Consider the following 23,210-nt stretch of genomic DNA (forward strand, 5'->3'; position numbering starts at 1 on the left):
TTTAAATATGCGTCCCTTCGACAACTACTTCCCATCAATCACCGCTTCGCTGAATATCCCTTTTTAAAAGTAAGCCCGAAATATAAAAAAACGCGCACCTTAACGGTACGCACAGCAAATAGCCGATTAGTCGAATGATTTTTGACTAAGTCGGCTATTTATTTTCTACAAGTGGCCTGAATATCTTCGGACCATGGTAGATAACGCTCTAAAATTTCTGGTTGCTGCTGAAAAGGCAGGTTCGGTAAATCTGTCATCAATTTCACCAAGTATTGATAGAAATCAATGCCATTGGCTTTAGCAGTTTCAGCAAGACTTAAACAAATGGCATTTGAATGAGCGCCTGCTTCACTGACAGAAAACAGCCAATTTTTTCGACCAATCACATTTGGACGAATCGCATTTTCTGCAGCGTTATTATCAATGGCTATATAGCCATTATCAAGGAATCGTTTTAATGCAACTTTACGATTCAATGTGTAGTCAGCAGCTTTAGCAAGTGCATTTTTTCCGAAGAACGGCGAACGATCCACCCATTCAAAAAATTCATCTACAATCGGTTTGGATTCTTGCTGACGAATTTTCACACGTTCTTCCGGTGAAAGATGCTTGATCTTACGCTCAATATGAAATAACTGATCGCAATATTGCACGCCTTTTCGACCATTGTTACTATCAGCCTTTAACCAATAGCGGCGGACATGGGCCCAACAGTTAGCGAACTGAACATCAGGCAAATGATTATAAGCTGAATAGCCATCACAAATGACGGTGCCCTTGAACCCTTGAATGAAATCTTCTAAGGTCGCACGACCACGAGACAATGCACTCTTAAACAAAATAATCACTGGGCCTTCACTTTGAACACTGCGAGCTACCCAGTTATAAGCATTTGATTGTGCTGGTCTTCCATCGGAACGCTTAAGAATTTGCGCAAAGGTTTCATCAATATGTAAAACGGATTTTGCTATTAAACGCTTTTTCATCAATTCGTACACTGGTTGCAGCCAATCTGTTGCTACACGTATTACCCAATTGGATAAATTTTTATCGTTTGTTAATAAGCCATGTCTTGACCATTCATTTACTTGACGGTAAAGTGGCAAATATTGCGCAAACTTATCATAAATAAGCTTTGCCAAAACAGTAGGCCCTGCAATACTTCTTTGAATTGCACCTTTTGGTGCTTGGCCGCGTTTAATTTGAGATTTTTTCAAAGAATCATTTTTACATAATCGACACTCATAGACATGCTCAAAGTACTGTACACGTTTTAGTGTAGCTGGTATAAATTTTGCTTCTTCTCTAACTAAGACAGAGCTAAATTCGACCATTGGTTCATGACAACAATCGCAAGATGAATCATTTGGATGATAATGAACTTCTTCAATTTCTATATGCTCTCCAAATGAATCATTACGTTTTTTATTTGTCTTTTTACGATTAACCGTATAACTAATTGTTTCGGTGCTTTTTTCTTCTGTCTGCTCAGATTCGTTAAAAGACGGATCATCCTCAAATAAAGAACCTTGCCCATCGGGCACTTGGTACTTTGATTTTTCTGATTTGGAACCGTATAAAGCTTTTGTTAATTGACGGACTTGTTCAGTCAACGCTTCAATTTGTTTAAACGATTGATCTAATTTCTGTGTTAATTCTTCATTCTGTCTGTTCGAGTGCGCTAGTTGAGTTTCTAAAAGTTGTATAATCCGTTCATTGTTCATAGAAGCGTTTTCCAAATCATTCACCACATTTCGTTCGGTATGTTGTGGATAATTATACCATTTTATACAAAGTAATTAAAAGACACCTTTTAAAGATTTTGTAATCGCCTTTGGCTGTTGTATAGATAACCCCTCTAATAGCCAGCGCAATTCTTGCTGCGAAAGGTTACGGACTTGTTGCTCATTTTTCGGCCATTGCAGACGACCTTGATCTAACCGCTTGTACAGTAAAGCAAAACCATCGCCATCAAAATAAAGACATTTATAGCGATCTTTGCTTGTACCCGAAAATAAAAAAATAGCATCGCTATATGGATCCAATTCGAATGAATCCTGAACTAAGGCCGCCAGGCCATCAATTCCTTTCCGCATATCCGTTCTGCCACAGACAATATAAATATTTTTTACCTTTGTGAAATCTGTTTTCATTTCAACACCAATCCTTTCAATACGGTTTGGACAAGGTGTGCATCTACGCCATTGAAGAAAGAGATTTCAACTGCTGCTGTTTTAATCACACAGGTTGGCTCGATTTTTTGTTGAGGCGAGGATCCCGGAGGGAGTTCTAAAGGGAGAGGATCTAAATGAACGGGGACGATAATTGGTTTGTTCGTAGACATAATAAAAGCACCTCCATTGATTGATACATTTATCGTATCGGAGATGCCTACAAGATTATATGCGTTATTTGATTACGGGCTTACTTTTAAAATAAGACTTCCCTACGTTTGCACAAAAAAACCTTGCGGAAAGTTATCCACAGGGTGCGGTAGTTTATTTGAAATATACACTATAAAGTAAAAAACACCTATCACCATCATTACAGAAAAAATAAGGAGTAGTAAGTAAACTATTCTTATTCCCGTTGTCTCAGCTATAATAAACTTAATCGTAGACTGAACCAATATCTGGCCCTCTACCTTCTTTAATCCATTTTTCATTTTTAGATGTTTTAGTTCTTTTCGACATAAAAAACACCCCTTTGAATCCAAATAATTCAAAAGGGTGTTTCATCGCAACTTTTTTACAAACGTCGCATCTTTATTTCAAATCTACAATTCATGTTGCGGCGGAATAAAGATTGATCAAAAGAGGGTCGCAAACAGTGATTTTATAATAAAAGAAACCCACGCAATTTGAACAAAGATTGACCAAAATAGATAGGTTGAATTTTATCTTGATTAAATTTTTTATAAAAAAGATTGATTAAAATATCCATATAATCTTCTAAAAATGAAAATTACGATAAACTGATTTGATTGTTGCATTACCTACAATCCTCTAGTATAACGAGTATAAATGGCTCTATGTTTTGAATCTATTCTAATAATTTTTGAAGTATTTTAGCTGATGGATAACTTGAAAGTGAGGCTATACCGTTCGCCAATTCAATAGGATATAAACCTCCTGAATATCTTCTACTAATGATATCTGGTATAACATTTAGAATAACTTCTAAATTAATTAATTCGTTTGCTAAAGGGGCATTTTTTCTATCCAAATAATCTCCTGTTGGTACATTAATCACCAGTTGTGTAACAGGATCGACTTTTACAAGCACCTTTTCTCCCCAATTGGATCTTTCCCCATAATTAATAGTACTCGGTTTATCTTGAACTTCTTTTTCAACATACTCATGACTTAGTACATGATAATGAAGCTTTTCATCTTTTTTTAAAGGTTTTACATATCTACTCACAATCGATAAGTGATCAACAAACTTCCCTGATTTCTCTTGACCAATTATATTAATAAGTACACCTTTTTGTTTAGCAAACTCTAAAAAATCGCGTATACGAGGAATCAATTTTACATATTGGCTGTTTAGACTTAATGGACCATCTTTAATAAACAAAGTATTCGTAAAGAAAGATTTATCTTGTTTTGACCAATATAATCTTATTATAGTAAATAGCATTAAATGTTCCATGATAGACATATAAGCTGAAGCAATAGCGTCTGTAGCCCTTTCTTCAGTCATATCGAGGTGAAAACCAACCATATCAGTTAAATATAATTCTTTACTACAAGTTGTACAGTTCATTTTTTCAAGGTTAACTGTAAATTCCAAATTCATTTCACAGTATGGACAATTAAAGGAAGGTGATTTAGTAGGTGTAACTAACCATTTTTGATAAGATAACCATTTCAACGTCTCGAAATATTCACCATTCTCATCAATTTTTATAGATTCAAAAATAATATTCCTGATAGTATCAAAATTAGTACCTTTACTAGATTTAATATTTCTTAAAGGTAGAACTGTAGAATGAAATAGAGCGCTATCTTTCATAATTTTCTGTAAATCCATTGGGTGTGGATTGTATTTATCAACATTTTTTAAAGATGTTTCAGAAATATTTAAAATAGCAGTTTTAATGAATGCTACCTCTTTGGGAGGTATGGCATCTGATTGAACTGGAACATAAGATCCATCTACAACCCAAATTTGGTCAATAAGATTTTGTGAACTACTACTAAATTCAGTCCAATTTGAAGTAATACTTGAATTCGGCGAACTATACTGTGCTTCAAAATCTTTTATTAAAGAAGCAATCCATTCAGAATTCATTAGAGCTATGTGACCCAATTTTGAAGCACTTTCAAAGGGTAAGCCACCGTTAGAATTGTAAGCCATCAGATTCTGTGCCTCCTTAAACTGTAAACTTTTTAACTTGAACTGGTATTACAAACCTATGTGAATTTGTGAGAATTCGCATATATCCGGGAGTTCTAGATTTTTTAATATCTTCTTCAAGCCCACTAAATGTATGTTGTAGTTTAGATAATGCATTTGCTTCATTTGTAGAAGCTAAATGACCTACAAAGAAATTTTCAGTTTGTACTAATAATTCTTGACTAATTGTAGAAGGCGATTGTGTCGAATATACCATTCCAATATGAAATTTCGCACCTTCTTTTGCAAAACGATGATAAACTGTATCATTATCTTTATTACTATTAGGAAACAAATTGTGTGCTTCTTCAAAATATAATTGAATAAAATGGTTACCTAGTGCATTTGAAACAAACTTATCTTCTTGTTCAGCGAATACAGCTTTAGATAGCATGTCGGAAAAATACTGTCTTACTTCTTGTGCGGCATTTCCTAAATCTAAAATAACTGTTTTTCCATCATTTAAAAGCTGAATAATCTCAGTAATAAAATCTCCCGCATTTGGAGAGTGGTATTGTCGATAGCTTGTTAGAATCTGCGGCCCAGAACCTACACCAGGATTTAGAAACTTTAAAAGTGCTAGGGCATCATGGTCAAATAAAGGCTCAGAAGAACCCATCAATAATTTTGAATCTTTATTATTTTGTACAAATGTTGATAGAATTTTTAATTCATTAACTAATTCATTAAGAGAACTAGGGTGATTTGGTACATTCCCATTATAAATTGCTTCTCTTAAGTTTTTACTATAACCTGGATTAAATCCTCTACTAGTTCCTGATGAGAGATTCAATGAAACTAATTTTGACTCGTCCATACTAAAACCTGCACTTTTTAATATGGCCCAAAACATTTGAATTTTCCTAATACCTCTAATTTGTTTCCCCTTATCTGACTCAGCTTTTATTTCCGTAATAGAATGTAACTCTACATTAGCGAAACTTTTAATATAATCAGATGTTTTTTTATCTCTTTCTAAGAAAGATTTTAAAATAGATATTGCACTATCAGGCTGATCAGAAAAATTTATTTTTAACTCTTTGAAAATAGCATTTCTAGGATTAAGAGCATATACCACACAATCATTAGGATGTGCTGAAGCAAGTGAACGATTTCCATCTTGTGGATTATCGTTTGCATATTCTCCGTTAATATCGAAAATTAATTGACCAACATCTTGTGTCGTTGCAGAAGTTCTAATGATAGAATCCGCCAGTACTTTAACTACGTTTGACTTTCCAAGTCGGGTTTTACCAAACATGGCAGTACGACGTCCCTTAAAATCCTCAATAGAAATATTTATTTCTGGATAATTGTTATTCGATAGTCCAATTTGGCACTCTGTAGGTCTAAAAATTCCAAGGTGTTGTTGATTATTCTTGTTTACTAATCCATTAAGTATTAAATCTAATAAATCTTTATCTGGAGAAAACACTTTATATTTATGAGCGCTTACTACATTATTAACATCACCAGAAAACTCTACTGTAGTATTATCGGATGGATCTGGATAAAACATTCCTATAACATCACATTCTAAAGCTCCCCATTGTAATTCCGCCTGTGTCCAAATATCTAACTCAGGCATAGATTTTTTATGAAGTTCAAAATAAGTTTGTTGTACTTGATTACTCAGGGGTGTTGAAGAAACTGATTTCACCCGTAATAAAGTGAAATGGGGTGGTAATCCGTTTTGAATAAGTTTTCCTTGTTCATCTCTTTCATCTAAAGCTAAAATTAAGAAACTGCCTCTTGGAATTCCTCCTACAGCAATTTTATAAGGATCTGACGTAATAATTTTAGCTGTATCATAACCTAAATCTAAAACATATCCAATAAATCGATAACCTTGTTTTATCCCTGCGGAATGAAGTTGATGTTGTTCATCTAAGAAGTCTTTTAGCATTTTTAGGGGACTGTTACTTAATACTGCATTAGTTACTAAACTTTGAATCGCCGACATAATAACACCTCTTTAAAAGTTAGATTTCACAATAATTTCTTCATATTTCTTTCTACCTTTAGCTTTTGAAGATATTCCCGAAAAACGTGATACAATTTGATATTCAAATCCATGTTCTTTGTATAAATTTCTAACAGATTCATGGTTAGCATTTGTTACCATAATTTGCGCTCCTCTATTACGCGCTCTAACTAAAGCCTCACAAAGTCGAATCTGATCAGCCCATGAAAAAAGTTTCTCATTATACTGAATAAATCCATTTTCATTGTGATTAACAGTATATGGAGGATCAACAAATATAAAATCATCTCTATTAGCCCTATTAATTACGGATTCATAATCATCATTCAAAATAAGCACATTTTTTAATCTACTAGAAATTTCCTCAAAGTCATCTGTGTCTAAAATTACATTCTGCTTAGATCCTATTGGAACATTAAATTTCCCTTGCTTATTGACTCGATAAATACCATTGAAGCAAGTCCTATTTAAATAAAGAAATTTAGCAGCCCTTGTTTCTAATTTTCTAGGGTTAGAACCACGTATTTTGTAGTAATAATCAGAAGAATGTTTTCTTTGATGAACTTTTAAATGTTTATATACATTTTGCCAATCCATTTTTAACGCTAAGTAGGTATTGATTAAATCTCCATTTATATCGGATAAAACGGCTTTCTGAGGTTTTAAATGAAAAAAGACAGAACCCGAGCCTAAAAACGGTTCAATATAAACATTAAATTTTAACGGAAAAATTTCTGAATGATTATTCACTAACCATCTTTTCCCACCAGCCCATGTTAAAAAAGGTAAAATTTCTTTAGTAGACATCGAAAACCTCCTTACTAACCTCATTTTATCGCAAATTTAACACAAACAGATATAATGATTATAACAATTATATTAATTTTTGGAATATAAAGTTGAAAATACCTGTATTATTTCACACAATTTCTAATATCTTCAGCTAAAAATTTCATCCCCGCTATACCTTTTACAAACTTCAATTCGCCATTAGAAGACCAGTCAATCTCTCCTAAATTCAATAATTTATTTGCAATCTTAACTGAATCAAGCTGCTGTGATTTCACTAAATAATTTTCATTAATCAATTCATTTCCTACAATAGCTAACGCATTCAAACATGTAATATGTGTTAAGTGGTCCTATGAAACAGTTATCTATTGAGACTGAGCAACTTGTACATATGTTTTCTGAACAACTAAAATCAAAATCTGATTTAGAAATAAAATTAATTATCGATTTAGCTAATAAAATATTCGAGACATATTCAAATTAAAAAGAAGGCTTCGTTCAATTTGAATGACCTTCTTTTTAATATTTGTTATTAAACTATTTTATATCAAATATTTTATTAATTACCGATTTTTTAAAGTTACTTGTGTGCTTTACTTTATAAATTGCTAAGCTCTTTTCCCATTTCACTAAACCTTCTTTTAACCAACTACCTGAGCTGAATATAATGTATTTTAATAAAGGCTCAATATATAATTTAATATTTGACCCATTCAAGGGTGTAATAATTAAAGTAGACACACTACGCCCAGCTCGTTCAACTTCTAATAATACAACTTCTTTTCCGTTTCTTAGTTTTATATATGCCACGAGATACTTCCTAGGTGTAATGCCATCATCTAAAAACGCAAATGAACGCTTTCCTATATTGGTTAATTCACCAACATATGCCTCCACACTATCTACAAAATAAGCTCTTGATAATTCATTTAACACTTCTTTAAAATCCGCTAATTCACCATTAACATATGTATTTTGTAATGACTTAACTTCTAAGCCCCTTAATATATTTGTCCCGCCAATATCACCCATGGAACGGCTATTATTATCTACCTTGACTGTCTTTTTAGTATTATCATCAATTCCTTCACGTTGTTTAGTCGAAACCGTTTTTTGTTTTGTAATTATTAGGGCATCAATATACTCATGAGTTAAAGTATCAGTTACTACCTCATCAAATTCATTTGTACGACCATCAACTGTTGCATCAGCTTCATAATCACCTGACGATGAAAGGGGGAGAATTATACGCTTTCTTGGCTTATAAATGTCAACTAATCTAGGTTCTTACGTACTTTTGGTGAAAATATTCATACTTATGTATAGTTAAAATTTAAAGTTATTTTTACATAATGTTAAATTCGATATTGCATCCGTTTTTCTAATAAATCTGGTTTCGCAGTCCATACATCATACGCTTAATCAATTTAAGTCGATTTACTTGACCCTCTAATAAACCATTTGAATATGGTAAGTTAAAAGCATTTTTTACAGCTGCCAAATCTAAACGTAATCCAATACTATAACTATAAAATGGGGCATTTTTATTCCCAATTTGCGCATTCATCCATTCTATTAAACGATTAACATCTCGTTTGCGAAAAAGTGTACGATAAGTTTGTACTAATTGCTCAATCGCTTTAATAAATGGATAAAGCTTTTGACAGTGTGCGAGAACTGGCTTTTGCTCCTCACTAAGCGTCTTAAATCCTTTCCAAATCCATCGAGAGACATCCATCCTAGAGATACGATACGTTATTGTTTGTGTGATTTGTTTCTTTTTGCTCGCACGATAAGGTTCTAAAAACCGACGCAATGCGGAGCGACTCCCGTCATAACCCGCTGAACGGATTTTTTCAAGAATCTGTTTCATTGTGAGACGCTTGGCATCATACATCATAATCATTTCATAATATGGCTGTAGCTTTAGTTGAGCCGTCTTTGTTTTACGCTTCGTTTTTCTAGGTGGCGAGTGTCTTTTCAAATAGCTATAGATAGTTCCTCGGCTTAGTTGATACTTTATAGAGAGCTGGGTAATGCGTATTCCTTTGATGTAATCCCTTTGTACTTGCTGAATTAGTTGCCACTTCAGTTCATCAATCGGCTTTTCTTCGGAGGTCTTAACGACCTCTATATCATTTACTTGATGCCATTCAATTTGTCCTGGCAGATGTCTTTCGAGCCATTTAAAAAGCGTTTCTTTGGCGTTTTTAATTAAGTACCAACGGTTATAAATGTCAACTAATCTATGTACATAAGCGCTCACTTAACAGTGCACAAAATCACGCATCCTCAGATGCTAAATGGTCTTTTAAACGATATGAATCTCCAACTATCGTAATAACGGTGGCGTGGTGTAAGATGCGATCTAAAATCGCATTGGCTAACTTTGCTTCTTGAAAAATCCCATCCCATTCCTTAAAATTTACGTTCGTTGTAAATATGGTGCTTCTATGTTCATATCGTCTATCAATAAGTTGAAAGAAAAGTTTCGCATCATCAGCTTCGATTGGTAGATAGCCAATTTCATCTATAATCAATAATTTGTATTTCGTATAGTGCTTTAATCGACTTTCAAGTCGATTCTCAAGATGGGCTTTCTTGAGATTTTGAATAAGATCATGACACTTCACAAAATACGTGCTAGTGCGTTTCTTTGCTGCTGCTATTCCAATAGCTGAAGCTAAATGTGTTTTGCCAACCCCACTGGGTCCAAGAAAGACGATGTTTTCTTGATTTTCAATAAATCTTAATGTCAATAAATCCTGAATTTGCTGCTGTTTTATAGATGGCTGGAACTCAAATTCAAAGTCCTTTACTTCTTTTAAATTTGGGAAAGCACCTACTTTCACCATTGCGTGAACCATATTTTTTTCCCTTAGATCAACTTCATAGCTTGTCAATTTAACTAGTGTATCAATGAATGTTGTTTGATTAGCGATACTGAAGTCGATGACTTCATCTAAATGTAGTGCCATTTGCTTTAACTTTAGATACTCTAAATTTGAAAGTAATTGTTTATAGTTTGTCTGAGATATCATTTATCGTAGGCCTCCCCAATAATTTTAAGATTCTTTTTGGCTAATTCATTAATATCTGGATAGTTACGTAATGAAAGTTGTAAGGTTTCTCGATAGTCTGATTCTCGTATATTTAATTTATTGTTCGTTACTTGGTGTTGGGCAATGCACTTCATGTTATAATAAATCCATAATTGATCATCATGTTTTTGGATACCTACTTTCTTTCCAATGTACTCGGGTGGGACTGAATACTGATTGGATTTATAGGACACCATACTTGATGTATTAACTCGCACAAGTTCATGCTTGATGCGATAAGAGCTCTTAATTTTTTCCGCTGGTAACGGGAGAAGCGAGCTCTTTTCTTGTTCTAACGCAAAGATAGGGATTTTTCCAGTTCCTTGATGATAGGACTGATTAATTCGATTGTTTAATTTCTCCACGAAATCATACAGTTCCTTCAAGGTCAGCTGACCTTGATATGCATGAATTTCATCCAAAAACTTCATTTGCGTTTCGACTTTTCCTTTTGTTTTAGGTCGTCCTGCTTTGCACGGATGTACCTTAAAGTTATAATCCTTCGCAAATTCTTCAAAGCGTTTATTTACTTTTCCTTTGTAGTACTCTGTTCTCGCTTCATCCATGACTGTTTTTAAATTGTCTGTCACGATTTCTTGAGGCACACCACCGATTTTTTCGAATGAATCCGCTAAAAATGAGAAAAGAATATCTTGTGTTTTATGAAGTGTTAACGTGAATATTCTGAATCTCGAATAGCTTAATACTAGCGCTGCTACATTCACTTCTACTTTTTCTCCGTCTTTTGTTTCAAATACAAGACTTTCTTTCCAATCAAATTGTGCTTGATAACCCGGAGGTGTTTCAAATCTTGCTTCTCCTTTGTTTGATGGCATTTTTATTCTTCTCTCAAAATATGCCGCAAACTCGGGCTTTTTAGCGATGTACCTTCTGAACGTAGACGGCGCACAGTTTAATCCATGATTATCTTGTAAATATTGCCATAGGACACGTCTGTAATAAAAAACTTGCTTTGAATCCTCCGATAATAGCGCAGCTATTACCTCGTAATACCCATCTAAAATCGACTTTTTTTCTTTTGTTTTTTTAGGCGTAAATCCCTTTAAATACTTATCAATGGTTCTTCGATCTACACCTAGCTCTCTAGCTAACTGGCTCTTATTAATCTTCATTTTTAAATTCACCATCAATTCTTTGAATTTTTTTAAGTCTGAAAGACTCTTAATTTCAAAATCCGTTTGAACATCTAAATTTATGTACATACTATTCACCTCAAGTTCTAGTATGTTACATTTAATGGCAAATTTGTACATCTTTAAGCGATTTTATATGTACACGTTTAAATTAGCATTTATAGACGCTCATAAAAGTCATCAAATCCAATTTTAGATTGGATAATCGGAAAGGATTTTTGAAGGATACGTCCTCGATCGTCAACTGCACAAGCATAGTGTTTACGTTTGGCAATATCGATGCCGATAACGAGTGTATTTTCAGAAACTTGATTTATTTTTTCATTCGTATTAAAATTCATTTGAATAGGTCCTCTCTGTAGATGTGCGAGTCAATGGCTGTTGACACTCAAGCATCATACAGGAGGGCTTTTTTGTTTTCAAGTCTCTGAAATCCTTCTAACAGGAATGCTCCTTTTTAATTATCCATTGAAATTATTCCATCATCGCCAATAGAAATGTACTCTAATTCTCTTTGTCCATTAAATTCTTCCAGAGATTTATCTATCTTTTCTTTTAAACCTTCACTTTCAACTTTTCTAGAATCTTTTTTATAATATGTATTCAAAATTTCATAAATATCAACTAACAATCCAAAACTACAGTTGAACTCTTGAACATCAAAAATAACGTATGAATTATTTAAAATTACTTCTTTTCTTTTAGTTGAATGATTTAGTATGAAGAGTAAATTTTCGTAATATAAATATACTGCTTTATCTACATCCATCACTAAACGGCTATCTTTTCCTTCTGTTGGATCAATTACTTCTTGCGTTAGATTATTTTGTATATCTGGATGCGTTGCTACTATAAATTTTTTTAAATTCCCTCCGAAATACAATTTATCATAGCTCTGACCTCTAACTATTTGATGAGTTACAATTGTTAAAACTGATTCTAATTGTTCTGAAGCCTCTTCTATTGTTTTATTAGACATATAATTTCTTTTAGTTGAAGATCCTTTTGCTTCAATTAAATAGACTTCATCAAAACTCCGATTAAACCCAACAAAATCTGGAAATTTCCCTTTCGTCGATACCGTAATAACCTTATCTTTTATCAAATTTTTTAAATGATACAGTTGATTAACACCCATGAATTTTTGAACGTAGCACTGTGCAAATAACATACCTAATGTAAAAGAAACTATACGTACTTCACTTTCTTCTAAAGCTTGTATATTTTTTATTTTCACTTGAGAATTTGTAGGCGTAAAATCAATAAAAGTATCAACTAAACTTAATTTCCACTTTAAAACATCTTGAGGAATTGCTCCTTTCCAAGGTGATTTGCCATTTGTTATAGCATTTCTTCTAATAGTATTTTTATTAAGCTGATACTTACTGTCTAAAAAAACTTGTTTATTAAAAAAGTCGTTAACAGTTAAAAAATCTTTGTAATTAATCTCCAAGGTATTTAACCTCCTATTATTTATTAAACAGTAAACAAGATAATGACTATCTAAACAAAAACACCCGTTCGCTTATTTTAATTATAAGCGAACGGGTGAAAATAGTTCAAATATTTAAACAACTTTATTATCCAATCACAGATTCATTCAAACCTTATCCACAGCCTACTCAACCGTTACTGACTTGGCCAAGTTGCGTGGTTTATCAACGTCACAGTCGCGATATAGCGCTGCATAGTAGCTAATTAATTGTAATGGAATCACAGTCACAAGCGGTGTTAATAACTCTTGTACAGCTGGTAATACCATTGAGTCTCCCACTTCTTCCATGCCTTCCATCGAAATGATGATTGGGTTTGCACCGCGCGCTACAACTTCTTTCATATTGCCGCGTACGTTTAAGCTCATTGTTTTTTGTGAAGCAAGCGCAAATACTGGTGTACCATCCTCGATTAACGCGATTGTACCGTGTTTTAATTCACCGCCAGCAAAACCTTCCGCTTGAATATATGAAATTTCTTTTAGTTTCAAGGCGCCTTCCATACTTACACAATAATCGATACCGCGACCGATAAAGAATGCATTACGTGTCGTTTTTAACACGGCATCTGCCACTCGTTGAATGTCCTCTTTTTTATCGATAATTGATTGAATCGCATTTGCGGCTACGCCAAGTTCAGCTTTTAAATCAAAGTCGAATGATACGCCTTGTGCTTTTCCTTCTACATAAGCAGCAATGGCAAGTACCGCAACTTGTGCTACGTACGCTTTTGTAGACGCGACAGCGATTTCTGGACCCGCATGTAATAGCAATGTGTAATCCGCTTCGCGTGATAATGTCGAGCCTGGTACGTTTGTAATTGTTAACGCTTTATAGCCTAGCTCTTTCACTTTTACTAACACTTGGCGACTATCTGCTGTTTCACCTGATTGTGAAATGAAGATAAATAAAGGCTTTTCAGAAAGTAGTGGCATATTGTAGCCAAACTCACTTGCAATATGCACCTCTACCGGGATTTTCGCCATTTTTTCAAAGTATTGTTTACCGACTAAACCAGCATGGTAGCTCGTACCTGCAGCGATGATGTACAGACGATCCGCTTCGCTTAATGCCGCTTGAATAGCCGCATCAATCGCAAGCTCGCCATCTACTGTGTATGCTGACACAATTTTACGAATAACGCCTGGTTGTTCGTCAATTTCTTTTAACATGTAATGTGGATATGTGCCTTTTTCGATATCGCTCATATCTAATTCAGCTGTATATGGCGCGCGCTCTACTTTTGTGCCATCTAGTTTTTCGATTGACACATGGGCTGCTTTTACAATGACGACTTCTTTATCGTGTAGCTCAACGAATTGGTTTGTGACTTGTAGCATCGCCATTGCATCACTTGCGATTACGTTAAATGTATCGCCTACACCGACTAATAATGGTGATTTATTTTTCGCTACATAGATTGTTTCGCCGTCTTGCTCATCTAAAAGGCCAAGTGCATAAGAGCCATGTAGTAATGATAATGTTTTACGGAATGCGGCATCTGTTGATAAGCCTTCATTTGCGAAGTGCTCTACTAATTGCACGATGACTTCTGTATCCGTATCTGACTTCATTGTCACGCCTTGTAAATATTCCTGTTGTAGTAAGTGGTAGTTTTCAATTACTCCGTTGTGTACTAAAGTAAAGCGACCTGATGCACTTTGATGAGGGTGCGCGTTTGATTGATTTGGCACCCCGTGTGTAGCCCAGCGTGTGTGACCGATACCAGCAGTTGCTTCTACTGATTCGTCTACTGCACCACGTAAGTTTGCAATACGACCGACTTCTTTAAATACATGTACGCCTGCTTCATTCATAACAGCGATACCTGCTGAGTCATAACCACGATATTCTAATTTTTCTAGTCCTTTTAATAAAATTTCCTTGGCGTCTAGTTGACCAATATATCCTACGATTCCACACATAATAAATTCCTCCGAATTGTTTGCAAATTTTTATCCATACGAAACTAAACCTTATCGATAGATAGGTTCATCCATTTGTATAATTTGCCTGATAACTTCTTTGTCCAACGAATTACTTCATTGTTTTAAAAATCATCATCGATCGGGCAATACGACCGGGAGGCATCCGCCGAAACATCGATACTCCTCCACCTCGTCTACTAAGGCTGTGTGGCTTGATTCCCTTAGTACTGGCGCTATAACTGTTTTCCGATTTTTACTGCAACACAATCCTCCTTCGCAGTTTTAAAGACGTCTAACCTCTTTTTGTAAATTGCATTACAATCATACTGAATCCCATTTTAATAGTCAATCAGAAACTAAAATTGAAAAGGTTCCCATTAAAAAAAGATGTCTTATTATTGAACGTTTCAATATGAAAATAGTTTCTTTTTCCTACAATAAGAAACCCTAAGCACAGCAAGCTTAGGATTTCGATTTCACATGGTAAACACAATTATTTTAATAACTTTACAATTTCGCGATTAAATGCAGGAATGTCATCTGGTGTACGGCTTGTCACAAGTTGATTGTTGCACACAACGACCTCTTCATCTTTAAATTTAGCACCGGCATATTCCATATCGACGGCAATCGATTTATACCCTGTTGCATGACGTCCTTCTAGCGCCTTTGCATTAATTAATAACTGAGGTCCGTGGCAGATAGCAAATACAGGCTTCTCCGCTTCCATAAACGCTTTTGTAAATGCGACAAAGCGGTCATCTGCACGCAATTGGTCTGGTGAAAAACCACCTGGAATCAGCAGCGCATCAAAGTCATTGGCGGATACATCGTCAATTCCTTTGTCGATTGTCAGCTGCTCTCCATGTTTCCCTTCAACTTGCTCGCCCGCTTTTTTCTCAATGGTTACTACTTCATGACCTGCATCACGAAGTGCTTTTGCAGGCTCCGTAAACTCAACATCTTCGAATAAATTCGTAATGACTGTTGCTACTTTTGCCAAATTAAACACCTCTTCATTTAATGTAAAATTACTCAGTAATGTGAGCATCACGCTCTAGTATTATTGTTCCCACCTATCAGAACCTTAAACAAAAAAAACGAGCGTGCTCTCTTAGCACACTCGCCTTCTATTAAAAATTATTCAGCTAAGCCCATTTCTGTGCGTACAACATCAGCAATTGCTGTGCAGTACTGTTCACAAGCTTCTTGTGTAGGCGCTTCAACCATAACACGCACTAATGGTTCTGTACCTGATGCACGTACTAATACACGTCCATCACCAGCCATTTTTTCTTCTACCGCTGTAATTTTTGCAGCTACTACTGCATTGTCTGTCACAGCATATTTATCGGTTACACGAACGTTGATTAGTTTTTGCGGGAAAATCGTCATTTCCGCTGCCAGCTCAGATAATTTTTTACCGGTAGCTTTCATTGTATTCACAAGTTGTAAGCCTGTTAATAGACCATCACCTGTTGTGTTGTAATCTAGGAATACGATATGACCTGATTGCTCGCCGCCCATATTGTAATCGTTTTTGCGCATCTCTTCTACTACATAACGGTCGCCAACTTTTGTTTGGACGCTTGCCATGCCATTTTCTTCAATTGCTTTGTAGAAGCCCATATTACTCATAACTGTTGAGACGACTGTATCTTTTTTCAAGCGGCCTTTAGCATGCAAATATTTACCACAGATGAACATGATTTGGTCACCATCGATGATTTGACCATTTTCATCTACAGCAATTAAGCGGTCGCCATCGCCGTCAAATGCTAAACCAAGGTCAGCACCTTTTTCGACAACAAGTTCTGCCAATGCTTCTGGATGTGTAGAACCAACACCTGCATTAATATTTAAACCATTTGGAGTTGCACCCATTGTTGATAAATCCGCTTCTAAATCCGCATATAAATGTGCTGCTAACGATGACGTTGCACCATGCGCACAGTCTAGCGCGATATGAATGCCTTCAAAATCTTCATCTACTGTTTGTTTTAAGTATTGAATGTATTTTTGACCGCCTTCAAAATAATCGCTCACACTGCCAAGGTCTTTACCTACCGGGCGTGGTAATGTATCTTCTGTTGCATCTAATAACGCTTCAATTTCCGCTTCTTGATGATCTAATAATTTAAAGCCATCTGAACCGAAAAACTTAATACCATTATCTTCTACAGGATTGTGCGATGCAGAAATCATAACCCCTGCATTAGCACTGACTGCTCGTGTTAAATAAGCAACCCCCGGAGTTGAAATAACGCCTAAGCGCATCACTTCTGCTCCTACTGATAATAAACCTGCTACTAAAGCGCCTTCTAACATTTCACCAGATACACGCGTGTCACGTCCGATTAAAACTTTTGGACGTTCTGTAGCTTCTTTCGTTAAAACGTATCCACCAATGCGTCCTAATTTAAATGCCAACTCTGGTGTTAGCTCACTATTAGCGACGCCGCGGACGCCATCTGTTCCGAAATATTTACCCATGTTTTTCTCTCCTTCAAAACTCATACATATCTCTATCAATCATTATGATTTTTTTGTAAATTTAACTTTCACTGATGTTTCAGATGCTTTTGCCTTAATGCCCTCAGGTGCTTCCACATGAATCGACATTGTTTTTGTACCTTCTGCTACATCTTCCACTTCCACGCTTACATTAAAGTCAGCTGCCGAAAGTTTGTCGACCGCATCCTTTTCCCCTTCAATTGTTAATGTAACAACCCCGGGATTTGGACGCACAAAATCAATTGTATACGCATCTGGATCAAAATTTAATACGTTAATAGGTACATTTTTCAATGTTTTTTGTGTTGTTTGTACTGTATCTGCGTCGTCTGTTTGATTGTCACTATTTGCAGGTGGTGGCTCTTCGTCTGTCGGTTGCCCAACTTCTGTGCTAATCAACACATTTATTTTCGCATCTGAAGCATACGTTACGCCAGCAGGCAACAAAACATCTACTGCTTTTGTCGTTGATGCAGTCACATCAGAAACATCTACATTTAACGTCAAACTTTCAATTGCTTCTACTTGCTGTTTTGGTCCATACAATGTAATCGTTGATTTTTCTGGCTTCATTGACGAAATATTTATGCCATTTGTCGGCTCGCCTTTTTGCTTCACAACAATAGGCACTGTTTTATTATACTCACCTACGTCAACTGTCACATGTACCGTACGCGGTGAGAATGAAACATCAAGTGGATTCCACTCGGCATCAAACGCTTTAACGCGCACATCACGGTCAAATGATTTTTCAATTTCACTACCTGGTACAATCGCTTTCACATAGGCGATGCGATTCACATCTTCTGCCGCCCCTGTTACCGTTACAGTTTGTGGTGCCACTGCTGCTGCAACAACGTAGTGTCCCGTTGCAAGTTGTTGTTGCGTAATTTGCGGTTCAACTTTTACTTGTTTTGAGATGCGTTCTTCAATTTGAACAGTGACCATATGAGGTTCAATCGTATAATCCAATTTATCCGACAACCCTGATACTTGGACTTTCACTTTATGTGTACCAATCGATTTATTCTTTAGATCAATATATACCTCAAAGTTTTTTGAGTTCTTTACCGGTAAAAGAATGCCGATGGGTCCTTTTAGTTTAACAGATACTGTTTTCGGTTCACCGGCGACAACAAAATTACTATTGTCGTAGCGAACCGTCAGTGGCATTTCAAGCGTTTCTTCCTTTGTACCAGAAACTGTATTTTGTGCTTCTTCTTTACTTTCAGGTTGTACCGTAAAGAATAATAGGATAGCTAAAATAAGAGCTGTAATTCGTAATAACCAAGGATTATCAATAAATTTATCCATTATTCTTTTTACCCCCTCTCCAGTTCCATTTCGGCACCGTTTGATCGGTTGTATCGCCGAACCACGCTCTGCGAAGGCGCACTTCAAACTCTTCTAGGGATAGGTCTCGATGGATGTCGCCATTCACCGTTAAACTAATGCCGCCCGTCTCCTCCGATACGATAATCGTAATAGCATCTGTGACTTCACTAATACCAATCGCAGCGCGGTGACGTGTACCAAGTTCCTTCGAAATAAACGGATTCTCAGAAAGCGGTAAATAACATGCTGCTGCTGCAATTTTGTTCTTTTGAACGATTACCGCACCATCATGTAGTGGCGTATTCGGAATGAAAATATTGATCATCAATTCAGATGAAATTTCAGAGTTCATTTGAATGCCTGTTTCAATATAATCCGTTAAGCCCGTATCTTTTTCAATTGACACCAATGCACCAATACGACGCTTTGCCATATAGCCCACCGATTTTGTCATCGCCTGTACAAGGCGGTCTTGCTCTTGTTCCTCTTTCAGATTACTACTGCGAGAGAATAATTTACCTCGACCAATTTGCTCAAGTGCTCGACGAATTTCTGGTTGGAAAATAATAATGATGGCTAAAAAACCGAAATCAATAATCTGCTTCGTAATCCAGCCGAGCGTATCGAGTCCGAGTAACACAGTTACGACGCGGATAATGAATATTACAAAGATACCCTTCAGCAATTGCACTGCTTTTGTTCCGCGTATTAGAGTAAGACCTTTGTAAATCACATACCAAACGAGTAGAATATCCAAAATATTGAGGAACAATCTAACTACTTCATTGTCTGCGAGTTGACTAATTTCTTGTATAAAATTCATGTGGTTCGATCCCCCACTTTTCTAGCAAGTGCATATGTGACAAGTATAGCATAGTTCATAAAAAAACCCTTCTGAGAACACATAAAAACAGCTTAAGGATACAAGTAGTCCCCTAAGCTGTTTCATTAGTTATCCGCCCCAAAGAGCTTTTTAACGCCATTTTTCATCGAGTACCAAAGCCATTCAAAAGATTCATTGATTTCTTCAACGTTTCCAGTGACATTTGCTGTTGAAGCCATGTACTTACCATTTACAACGGTCACATTGCCTTCAACATTCCCTTCGACAACCAAATTGCCATTCTCTACAACTAAATCAGATTTAACTGTTTCACCCGCAGGAACGGTGACGGTTTCTCCCTCGACCACGATGCCAGGAGCTTTTGTTACGGAAAATTGCTGTGAATTATTAAAGCTTGAAAATAAAGTCGCACTCATCAAAATCAAAAATACTGCAGCAGCTATTAGCATTGGATGTCTGCGTAAGAAACGTTGTACACCTTTTAACGCACGTGGCTTAGTAGGTAAACGATGCATAACATTCGTTGTAAAACCTACAGGTACAGAAACGACTGCAGCACTCTTAATAAAGGCTACAACATTCGTTAATTCATTCATATGCTCTTTACATGCATCACAACTCTTTAAATGTGTTCGTAATTCTTTTTCATGTTGTTGGCTAATATCGCCATCCAAATATTCATGCATATACTCAACTACATGCTCTGGACATTGCTTCATAGAAATAACCTCCTACAAATCCCCCAACTGCTTACGTAATGCTTCGCGCCCTCTATGAACACGCGTTTTTACGGTTCCTAAAGGAATGTCGAGAATATCACTAATTTCTTGCAGGGGTAACTCCTCAATATACTTTAAAATAATGACCGCACGATATTTATCCGGTAAACGGCTAATTTCATATTGGATGCGCTCTTGCAGCTCCATGCGTTCAAGTTCTTCCTCTGGTAAAGGTTCATCAGCAGCAAGCTGTGAATACATATCAAGTCCCTCGGTACCAGGTACTTCCGCGTCTAAATAATAATCCGGCTTTTTTTTACGAATACGGTCAATACAAAGATTTGTTGCGATGCGATATAGCCATGTAGAAAATTTTCGTTTTTGATCATACGTGTGCAGATGAATATAAGCTTTAATAAAAGCTTCCTGTGCCGCATCTTCTGCTTCTTCTTTATTGCCAAGCATGCGATAGCATACTTGATGTAAGCTTTGTTGATAAAGGCTCACAATATCCGCGTATGCACTTTGATCACCTTTAAGTACTTGTTTAATTCTTTTGTTGATTAACGGATCCATTGTGATGTCCTTTCCACCTTCGCTTGTTTAATATACGAATAACTTTTTAAAAAGTTTCATTTTTTCATACAAGTTGTTCTCCCATAAGCGAACCTAATAATGTAACCGCTACTTCTGCCGTACGATTACGTTCATCTAAAATCGGATTCACTTCTACTAACTCAAGCGAGGTAATGAGATTTGAATCTTGTAGCATTTCCATTGCTAAATGACTCTCACGATACGATAATCCCCCTGGCACTGGTGTACCTACTCCCGGTGTATAAATCGGATCAATACCATCTAAATCTAACGACAAATGCACGCCATCTACATGTTGCCCTTCTAAATGAATAATTGCTTCTTGCATCACTGCTGTCATACCTAAGCGATCCACATCATGCATCGTATACACTTGGATACCATGCTCACGAATAAATTTCTTTTCCCCGTAGTCAATTGAACGCGCACCAATTAAAACAATATTTTCTGGCTTTACTCTCGGAAACGCCTGTTGAATATCCGTTAATACGTTAGCTCCGTACCCCATTGCAACAGCAAGCGGCATTCCATGAATATTTCCACTAGGAGATGTTTCCTCTGTATTCATATCTGCATGTGCATCATACCAAATAACACCTAGATTTTCATAGTTTTCGGCCAAACCTGCAAGCGTCCCAATCGCAATACTATGATCGCCTCCTAATACAATCGGAAACGACCCTTTCTTGACTATAGTACTTACTTCATTCGCCAAACGTTTTGATACGTCTACTACACCATCTACATTTTTTAATGTTGGGTGATCTTGATCATGAAACTTTTTATCAATATGTAAATCTCCCAAATCCTCAACCTGATGCCCTAATTTCTCTAGGCACTCAATTGCTCCAGCATAACGCAAAGCACTTGGCCCCATATCTACGCCGCGGCGGTTTTGTCCAAAATCAGATGGTACTCCAATAACTGAGATATTTAACATATTCATAGCAGATTCCTCCTGTATACGTTTTCATTATTATTATACAGAAAAAAATCCCCATATGATAAAAATTACCATACGAGGATTTATATTTATTACATTCTATTATTTATTATTTTTATCTTTCAAATCTGCAATTCTCTCTTGCGCTTCACCTTTTGCTTTATCGAGCTTACCTTCCGCTTGAAGCTTAGCATTGTTTGTAGCATTCCCTATTTGGTCTTTCACTTCACCTTTTGCTTTATTGACGCCGGCTTTTAGTTTATCTGAGAACTCTGACATAAAAATAAAACCTCCTAAAGAATTTTAATTTATACAATACATGTATTCCCACTCTTTACTATATTAAAACAAAAAAACTTCTTCACATACCGTGAAAAAGTTTGTTATGAGTCATGCAGGATTCGAACCAGCGACCCTCTGATTAAAAGTCAGATGCTCTACCAACTGAGCTAATGACTCATGGCTGGGGTACCAGGATTCGAACCTGGGCATGACGGAATCAAAATCCGTTGCCTTACCGCTTGGCTATACCCCAATATTAAATTGAAATGGTGGAGGGGGGCAGATTCGAACTGCCGAACCCGAAGGAGCGGATTTACAGTCCGCCGCGTTTAGCCTCTTCGCTACCCCTCCAGATAAAAATGGTGGAGGATGACGGGATCGAACCGCCGACCCCCTGCTTGTAAGGCAGGTGCTCTCCCAGCTGAGCTAATCCTCCGAAAATGAATTTGGTGACCCCTACGGGATTCGAACCCGTGTTACCGCCGTGAAAGGGCGGTGTCTTAACCGCTTGACCAAGGGGCCATGTAAAATTTACGTCTTTTTTACAAGACAAGAATTATATTATCATATTTTTTTATAGCTTGCAATATGTTTTTTCATTTTTTTATTAAGGATAAGCTCCCAACCGGATTCGAACCGGTGACCTCTTCCTTACCATGGAAGTGCTCTACCTGCTGAGCTATGGAAGCACAGCTATAAAAAGACAAAAAAATGGCTCCGTTGGCAGGACTCGAACCTGCGACCCTCTGATTAACAGTCAGATGCTGCTACCAACTGAGCTACAACGGAACAATACTATTTCAATATGTACTTAACTCTCTTAAATACATTTATAATTATACCTAAAACTCTAGTAATAAGCAATGGTTTTTTGGTTAAAAATAAATATTTTCTAAACATTTTGTTATATTATAATAAATCTTTTGCATTAAAAAAGCACTGACAGTTGTCAGTGCTTCGGTGTGCCTAGCAACGTCCTACTCTCGCAGGGGGAAACCCCCAACTACCATCGGCGCTAAAGAGCTTAACTACTGTGTTCGGCATGGGAACAGGTGTGACCTCTTTGCCATCATCACTAGACTTATGTACAAGGATGTACTGACTTACGCGTTACAACATGGAC

General features: G+C 36.3%; 21 protein-coding genes, 7 tRNA genes, 1 rRNA gene and 1 pseudogene. All 30 read right to left on the bottom strand.

Annotated features, from left to right (window positions below):
• Nucleotides 1-158: 158 nt before the first annotated feature.
• Nucleotides 159-1,739, bottom strand: coding sequence for an IS66 family transposase (tnpC, locus tag V514_RS0114060; protein WP_029499883.1), 1,581 nt, complete (start codon nt 1,737-1,739; stop codon nt 159-161).
• 60 nt (nt 1,740-1,799) lie between these two features.
• Nucleotides 1,800-2,153 carry an IS66 family insertion sequence element accessory protein TnpB gene (gene tnpB, locus V514_RS0114065; RefSeq protein WP_029499882.1) on the bottom strand — a complete coding sequence of 118 codons (354 nt, stop codon included), beginning with the start codon at nt 2,151-2,153 and terminating at the stop codon, nt 1,800-1,802.
• On the bottom strand, nt 2,150-2,344 hold the full coding sequence (locus V514_RS0114070) for a hypothetical protein (protein ID WP_029497974.1): 195 nt from the start codon (nt 2,342-2,344) through the stop codon (nt 2,150-2,152). The genes tnpB and V514_RS0114070 overlap by 4 nt, the downstream gene beginning before the upstream one ends.
• Before the next feature lie 698 nt (nt 2,345-3,042).
• Nucleotides 3,043-4,362, bottom strand: coding sequence for a hypothetical protein (locus V514_RS0114080; protein ID WP_029500548.1), 1,320 nt, complete (start codon nt 4,360-4,362; stop codon nt 3,043-3,045).
• A gap of 16 nt (nt 4,363-4,378) precedes the next feature.
• Complete coding sequence (locus V514_RS0114085; RefSeq protein ID WP_029500549.1) at nt 4,379-6,364, bottom strand: ATP-binding protein; 1,986 nt, start codon at nt 6,362-6,364, stop codon at nt 4,379-4,381.
• 12 nt (nt 6,365-6,376) lie between these two features.
• Nucleotides 6,377-7,192 carry a DNA adenine methylase gene (locus tag V514_RS0114090; protein WP_029500550.1) on the bottom strand — a complete coding sequence of 272 codons (816 nt, stop codon included), beginning with the start codon at nt 7,190-7,192 and terminating at the stop codon, nt 6,377-6,379.
• 107 nt (nt 7,193-7,299) lie between these two features.
• Nucleotides 7,300-7,503 (bottom strand): hypothetical protein, encoded by a 204-nt coding sequence (locus V514_RS19310; protein WP_035944905.1) that lies wholly within the window; start codon nt 7,501-7,503, stop codon nt 7,300-7,302.
• 211 nt (nt 7,504-7,714) lie between these two features.
• Nucleotides 7,715-8,209 (bottom strand): Tn7-like element transposition protein TnsE, encoded by a 495-nt coding sequence (locus V514_RS0114105; RefSeq protein ID WP_029500551.1) that lies wholly within the window; start codon nt 8,207-8,209, stop codon nt 7,715-7,717.
• Nucleotides 8,210-8,558: 349 nt separating this feature from the next.
• Nucleotides 8,559-9,443 (bottom strand): transposase, encoded by an 885-nt coding sequence (locus V514_RS0114110; protein WP_029500552.1) that lies wholly within the window; start codon nt 9,441-9,443, stop codon nt 8,559-8,561.
• A gap of 16 nt (nt 9,444-9,459) precedes the next feature.
• Nucleotides 9,460-10,218, bottom strand: coding sequence for an IS21-like element helper ATPase IstB (gene istB, locus V514_RS0114115; protein ID WP_029500553.1), 759 nt, complete (start codon nt 10,216-10,218; stop codon nt 9,460-9,462).
• A complete protein-coding gene (gene istA, locus V514_RS0114120) occupies nt 10,215-11,501 on the bottom strand; it encodes an IS21 family transposase (protein ID WP_029500554.1) in 1,287 nt (428 codons plus the stop codon). Before istA ends, istB begins: the two co-directional genes overlap by 4 nt.
• A gap of 92 nt (nt 11,502-11,593) precedes the next feature.
• Nucleotides 11,594-11,773 (bottom strand): annotated as a pseudogene (locus V514_RS20975) (IS110 family transposase); the annotation flags it as partial.
• A gap of 116 nt (nt 11,774-11,889) precedes the next feature.
• Nucleotides 11,890-12,885, bottom strand: coding sequence for a hypothetical protein (locus V514_RS0114130; RefSeq protein WP_029500556.1), 996 nt, complete (start codon nt 12,883-12,885; stop codon nt 11,890-11,892).
• A gap of 165 nt (nt 12,886-13,050) precedes the next feature.
• Nucleotides 13,051-14,850, bottom strand: coding sequence for a glutamine--fructose-6-phosphate transaminase (isomerizing) (glmS, locus tag V514_RS0114135; protein ID WP_029500557.1), 1,800 nt, complete (start codon nt 14,848-14,850; stop codon nt 13,051-13,053).
• Between the two features lie 496 nt (nt 14,851-15,346).
• The gene (locus V514_RS0114140) at nt 15,347-15,856 is read right to left on the bottom strand and encodes a type 1 glutamine amidotransferase domain-containing protein (protein WP_029500558.1); all 510 of its coding nucleotides are present in this window, start codon (nt 15,854-15,856) and stop codon (nt 15,347-15,349) included.
• 137 nt (nt 15,857-15,993) lie between these two features.
• Nucleotides 15,994-17,346 carry a phosphoglucosamine mutase gene (glmM, locus tag V514_RS0114145; protein ID WP_029500559.1) on the bottom strand — a complete coding sequence of 451 codons (1,353 nt, stop codon included), beginning with the start codon at nt 17,344-17,346 and terminating at the stop codon, nt 15,994-15,996.
• A gap of 42 nt (nt 17,347-17,388) precedes the next feature.
• Entirely contained in the window at nt 17,389-18,681 is a 1,293-nt protein-coding gene (locus V514_RS0114150) for a CdaR family protein (protein ID WP_029500560.1), read from the bottom strand.
• Nucleotides 18,674-19,525 (bottom strand): diadenylate cyclase CdaA, encoded by an 852-nt coding sequence (gene cdaA, locus V514_RS0114155; RefSeq protein ID WP_029500561.1) that lies wholly within the window; start codon nt 19,523-19,525, stop codon nt 18,674-18,676. The genes V514_RS0114150 and cdaA overlap by 8 nt, the downstream gene beginning before the upstream one ends.
• Nucleotides 19,526-19,650: 125 nt before the next feature.
• Nucleotides 19,651-20,265: an anti-sigma factor family protein gene (locus tag V514_RS0114160; RefSeq protein ID WP_029500562.1), complete on the bottom strand. Its 615-nt coding sequence runs from the start codon at nt 20,263-20,265 to the stop codon at nt 19,651-19,653.
• Between the two features lie 12 nt (nt 20,266-20,277).
• A complete protein-coding gene (sigW, locus tag V514_RS0114165) occupies nt 20,278-20,841 on the bottom strand; it encodes an RNA polymerase sigma factor SigW (protein WP_029500563.1) in 564 nt (187 codons plus the stop codon).
• Between the two features lie 64 nt (nt 20,842-20,905).
• Nucleotides 20,906-21,808: an arginase gene (gene rocF / locus V514_RS0114170; protein ID WP_029500564.1), complete on the bottom strand. Its 903-nt coding sequence runs from the start codon at nt 21,806-21,808 to the stop codon at nt 20,906-20,908.
• 99 nt (nt 21,809-21,907) lie between these two features.
• On the bottom strand, nt 21,908-22,084 hold the full coding sequence (locus V514_RS20055) for a CsbD family protein (protein WP_081715066.1): 177 nt from the start codon (nt 22,082-22,084) through the stop codon (nt 21,908-21,910).
• 107 nt (nt 22,085-22,191) lie between these two features.
• Nucleotides 22,192-22,264, bottom strand: a tRNA-Lys gene (locus tag V514_RS0114180).
• Between the two features lies 1 nt (nt 22,265).
• Nucleotides 22,266-22,340 (bottom strand) — tRNA-Gln (locus V514_RS0114185).
• 14 nt (nt 22,341-22,354) lie between these two features.
• A tRNA-Tyr gene (locus V514_RS0114190) sits at nt 22,355-22,438 on the bottom strand.
• Nucleotides 22,439-22,447: 9 nt separating this feature from the next.
• Nucleotides 22,448-22,523: transfer RNA gene (locus V514_RS0114195), tRNA-Val, on the bottom strand.
• A gap of 11 nt (nt 22,524-22,534) precedes the next feature.
• Nucleotides 22,535-22,609: transfer RNA gene (locus V514_RS0114200), tRNA-Glu, on the bottom strand.
• A gap of 94 nt (nt 22,610-22,703) precedes the next feature.
• A tRNA-Thr gene (locus tag V514_RS0114205) sits at nt 22,704-22,776 on the bottom strand.
• A 23-nt stretch (nt 22,777-22,799) separates the two neighbouring features.
• Nucleotides 22,800-22,876 (bottom strand) — tRNA-Asn (locus tag V514_RS0114210).
• Between the two features lie 175 nt (nt 22,877-23,051).
• Nucleotides 23,052-23,167, bottom strand: a 5S ribosomal RNA gene (gene rrf, locus V514_RS0114215).
• Between the last annotated feature and the right edge of the window lie 43 nt (nt 23,168-23,210).

The organism is Kurthia huakuii LAM0618, assembly GCF_000505545.1.
In the GTDB taxonomy this organism is placed as follows: Bacteria; Bacillota; Bacilli; order Bacillales_A; family Planococcaceae; genus Kurthia; species Kurthia huakuii.

Bases quoted from the DNA above. Each gene is read 5' to 3' on its own strand.
- V514_RS0114150 (WP_029500560.1), bottom strand. From the start codon at position 18,681: ATGGATAAATTTATTGATAATCCTTGGTTATTACGAATTACAGCTCTT.
- V514_RS0114105 (WP_029500551.1), bottom strand. From the start codon at position 8,209: ATGGGTGATATTGGCGGGACAAATATATTAAGGGGCTTAGAAGTTAAG.
- V514_RS0114085 (WP_029500549.1), bottom strand. From the start codon at position 6,364: ATGTCGGCGATTCAAAGTTTAGTAACTAATGCAGTATTAAGTAACAGT.
- V514_RS20055 (WP_081715066.1), bottom strand. From the start codon at position 22,084: ATGTCAGAGTTCTCAGATAAACTAAAAGCCGGCGTCAATAAAGCAAAA.
- V514_RS0114090 (WP_029500550.1), bottom strand. From the start codon at position 7,192: ATGTCTACTAAAGAAATTTTACCTTTTTTAACATGGGCTGGTGGGAAA.
- glmM (WP_029500559.1), bottom strand. From the start codon at position 17,346: ATGGGTAAATATTTCGGAACAGATGGCGTCCGCGGCGTCGCTAATAGT.
- tnpB (WP_029499882.1), bottom strand. From the start codon at position 2,153: ATGAAAACAGATTTCACAAAGGTAAAAAATATTTATATTGTCTGTGGC.
- V514_RS0114160 (WP_029500562.1), bottom strand. From the start codon at position 20,265: ATGAAGCAATGTCCAGAGCATGTAGTTGAGTATATGCATGAATATTTG.
- glmS (WP_029500557.1), bottom strand. From the start codon at position 14,850: ATGTGTGGAATCGTAGGATATATTGGTCAACTAGACGCCAAGGAAATT.
- cdaA (WP_029500561.1), bottom strand. From the start codon at position 19,525: ATGAATTTTATACAAGAAATTAGTCAACTCGCAGACAATGAAGTAGTT.
- sigW (WP_029500563.1), bottom strand. From the start codon at position 20,841: ATGGATCCGTTAATCAACAAAAGAATTAAACAAGTACTTAAAGGTGAT.
- V514_RS0114070 (WP_029497974.1), bottom strand. From the start codon at position 2,344: ATGTCTACGAACAAACCAATTATCGTCCCCGTTCATTTAGATCCTCTC.
- rocF (WP_029500564.1), bottom strand. From the start codon at position 21,808: ATGAATATGTTAAATATCTCAGTTATTGGAGTACCATCTGATTTTGGA.
- V514_RS0114080 (WP_029500548.1), bottom strand. From the start codon at position 4,362: ATGGCTTACAATTCTAACGGTGGCTTACCCTTTGAAAGTGCTTCAAAA.
- istB (WP_029500553.1), bottom strand. From the start codon at position 10,218: ATGATATCTCAGACAAACTATAAACAATTACTTTCAAATTTAGAGTAT.
- istA (WP_029500554.1), bottom strand. From the start codon at position 11,501: ATGTACATAAATTTAGATGTTCAAACGGATTTTGAAATTAAGAGTCTT.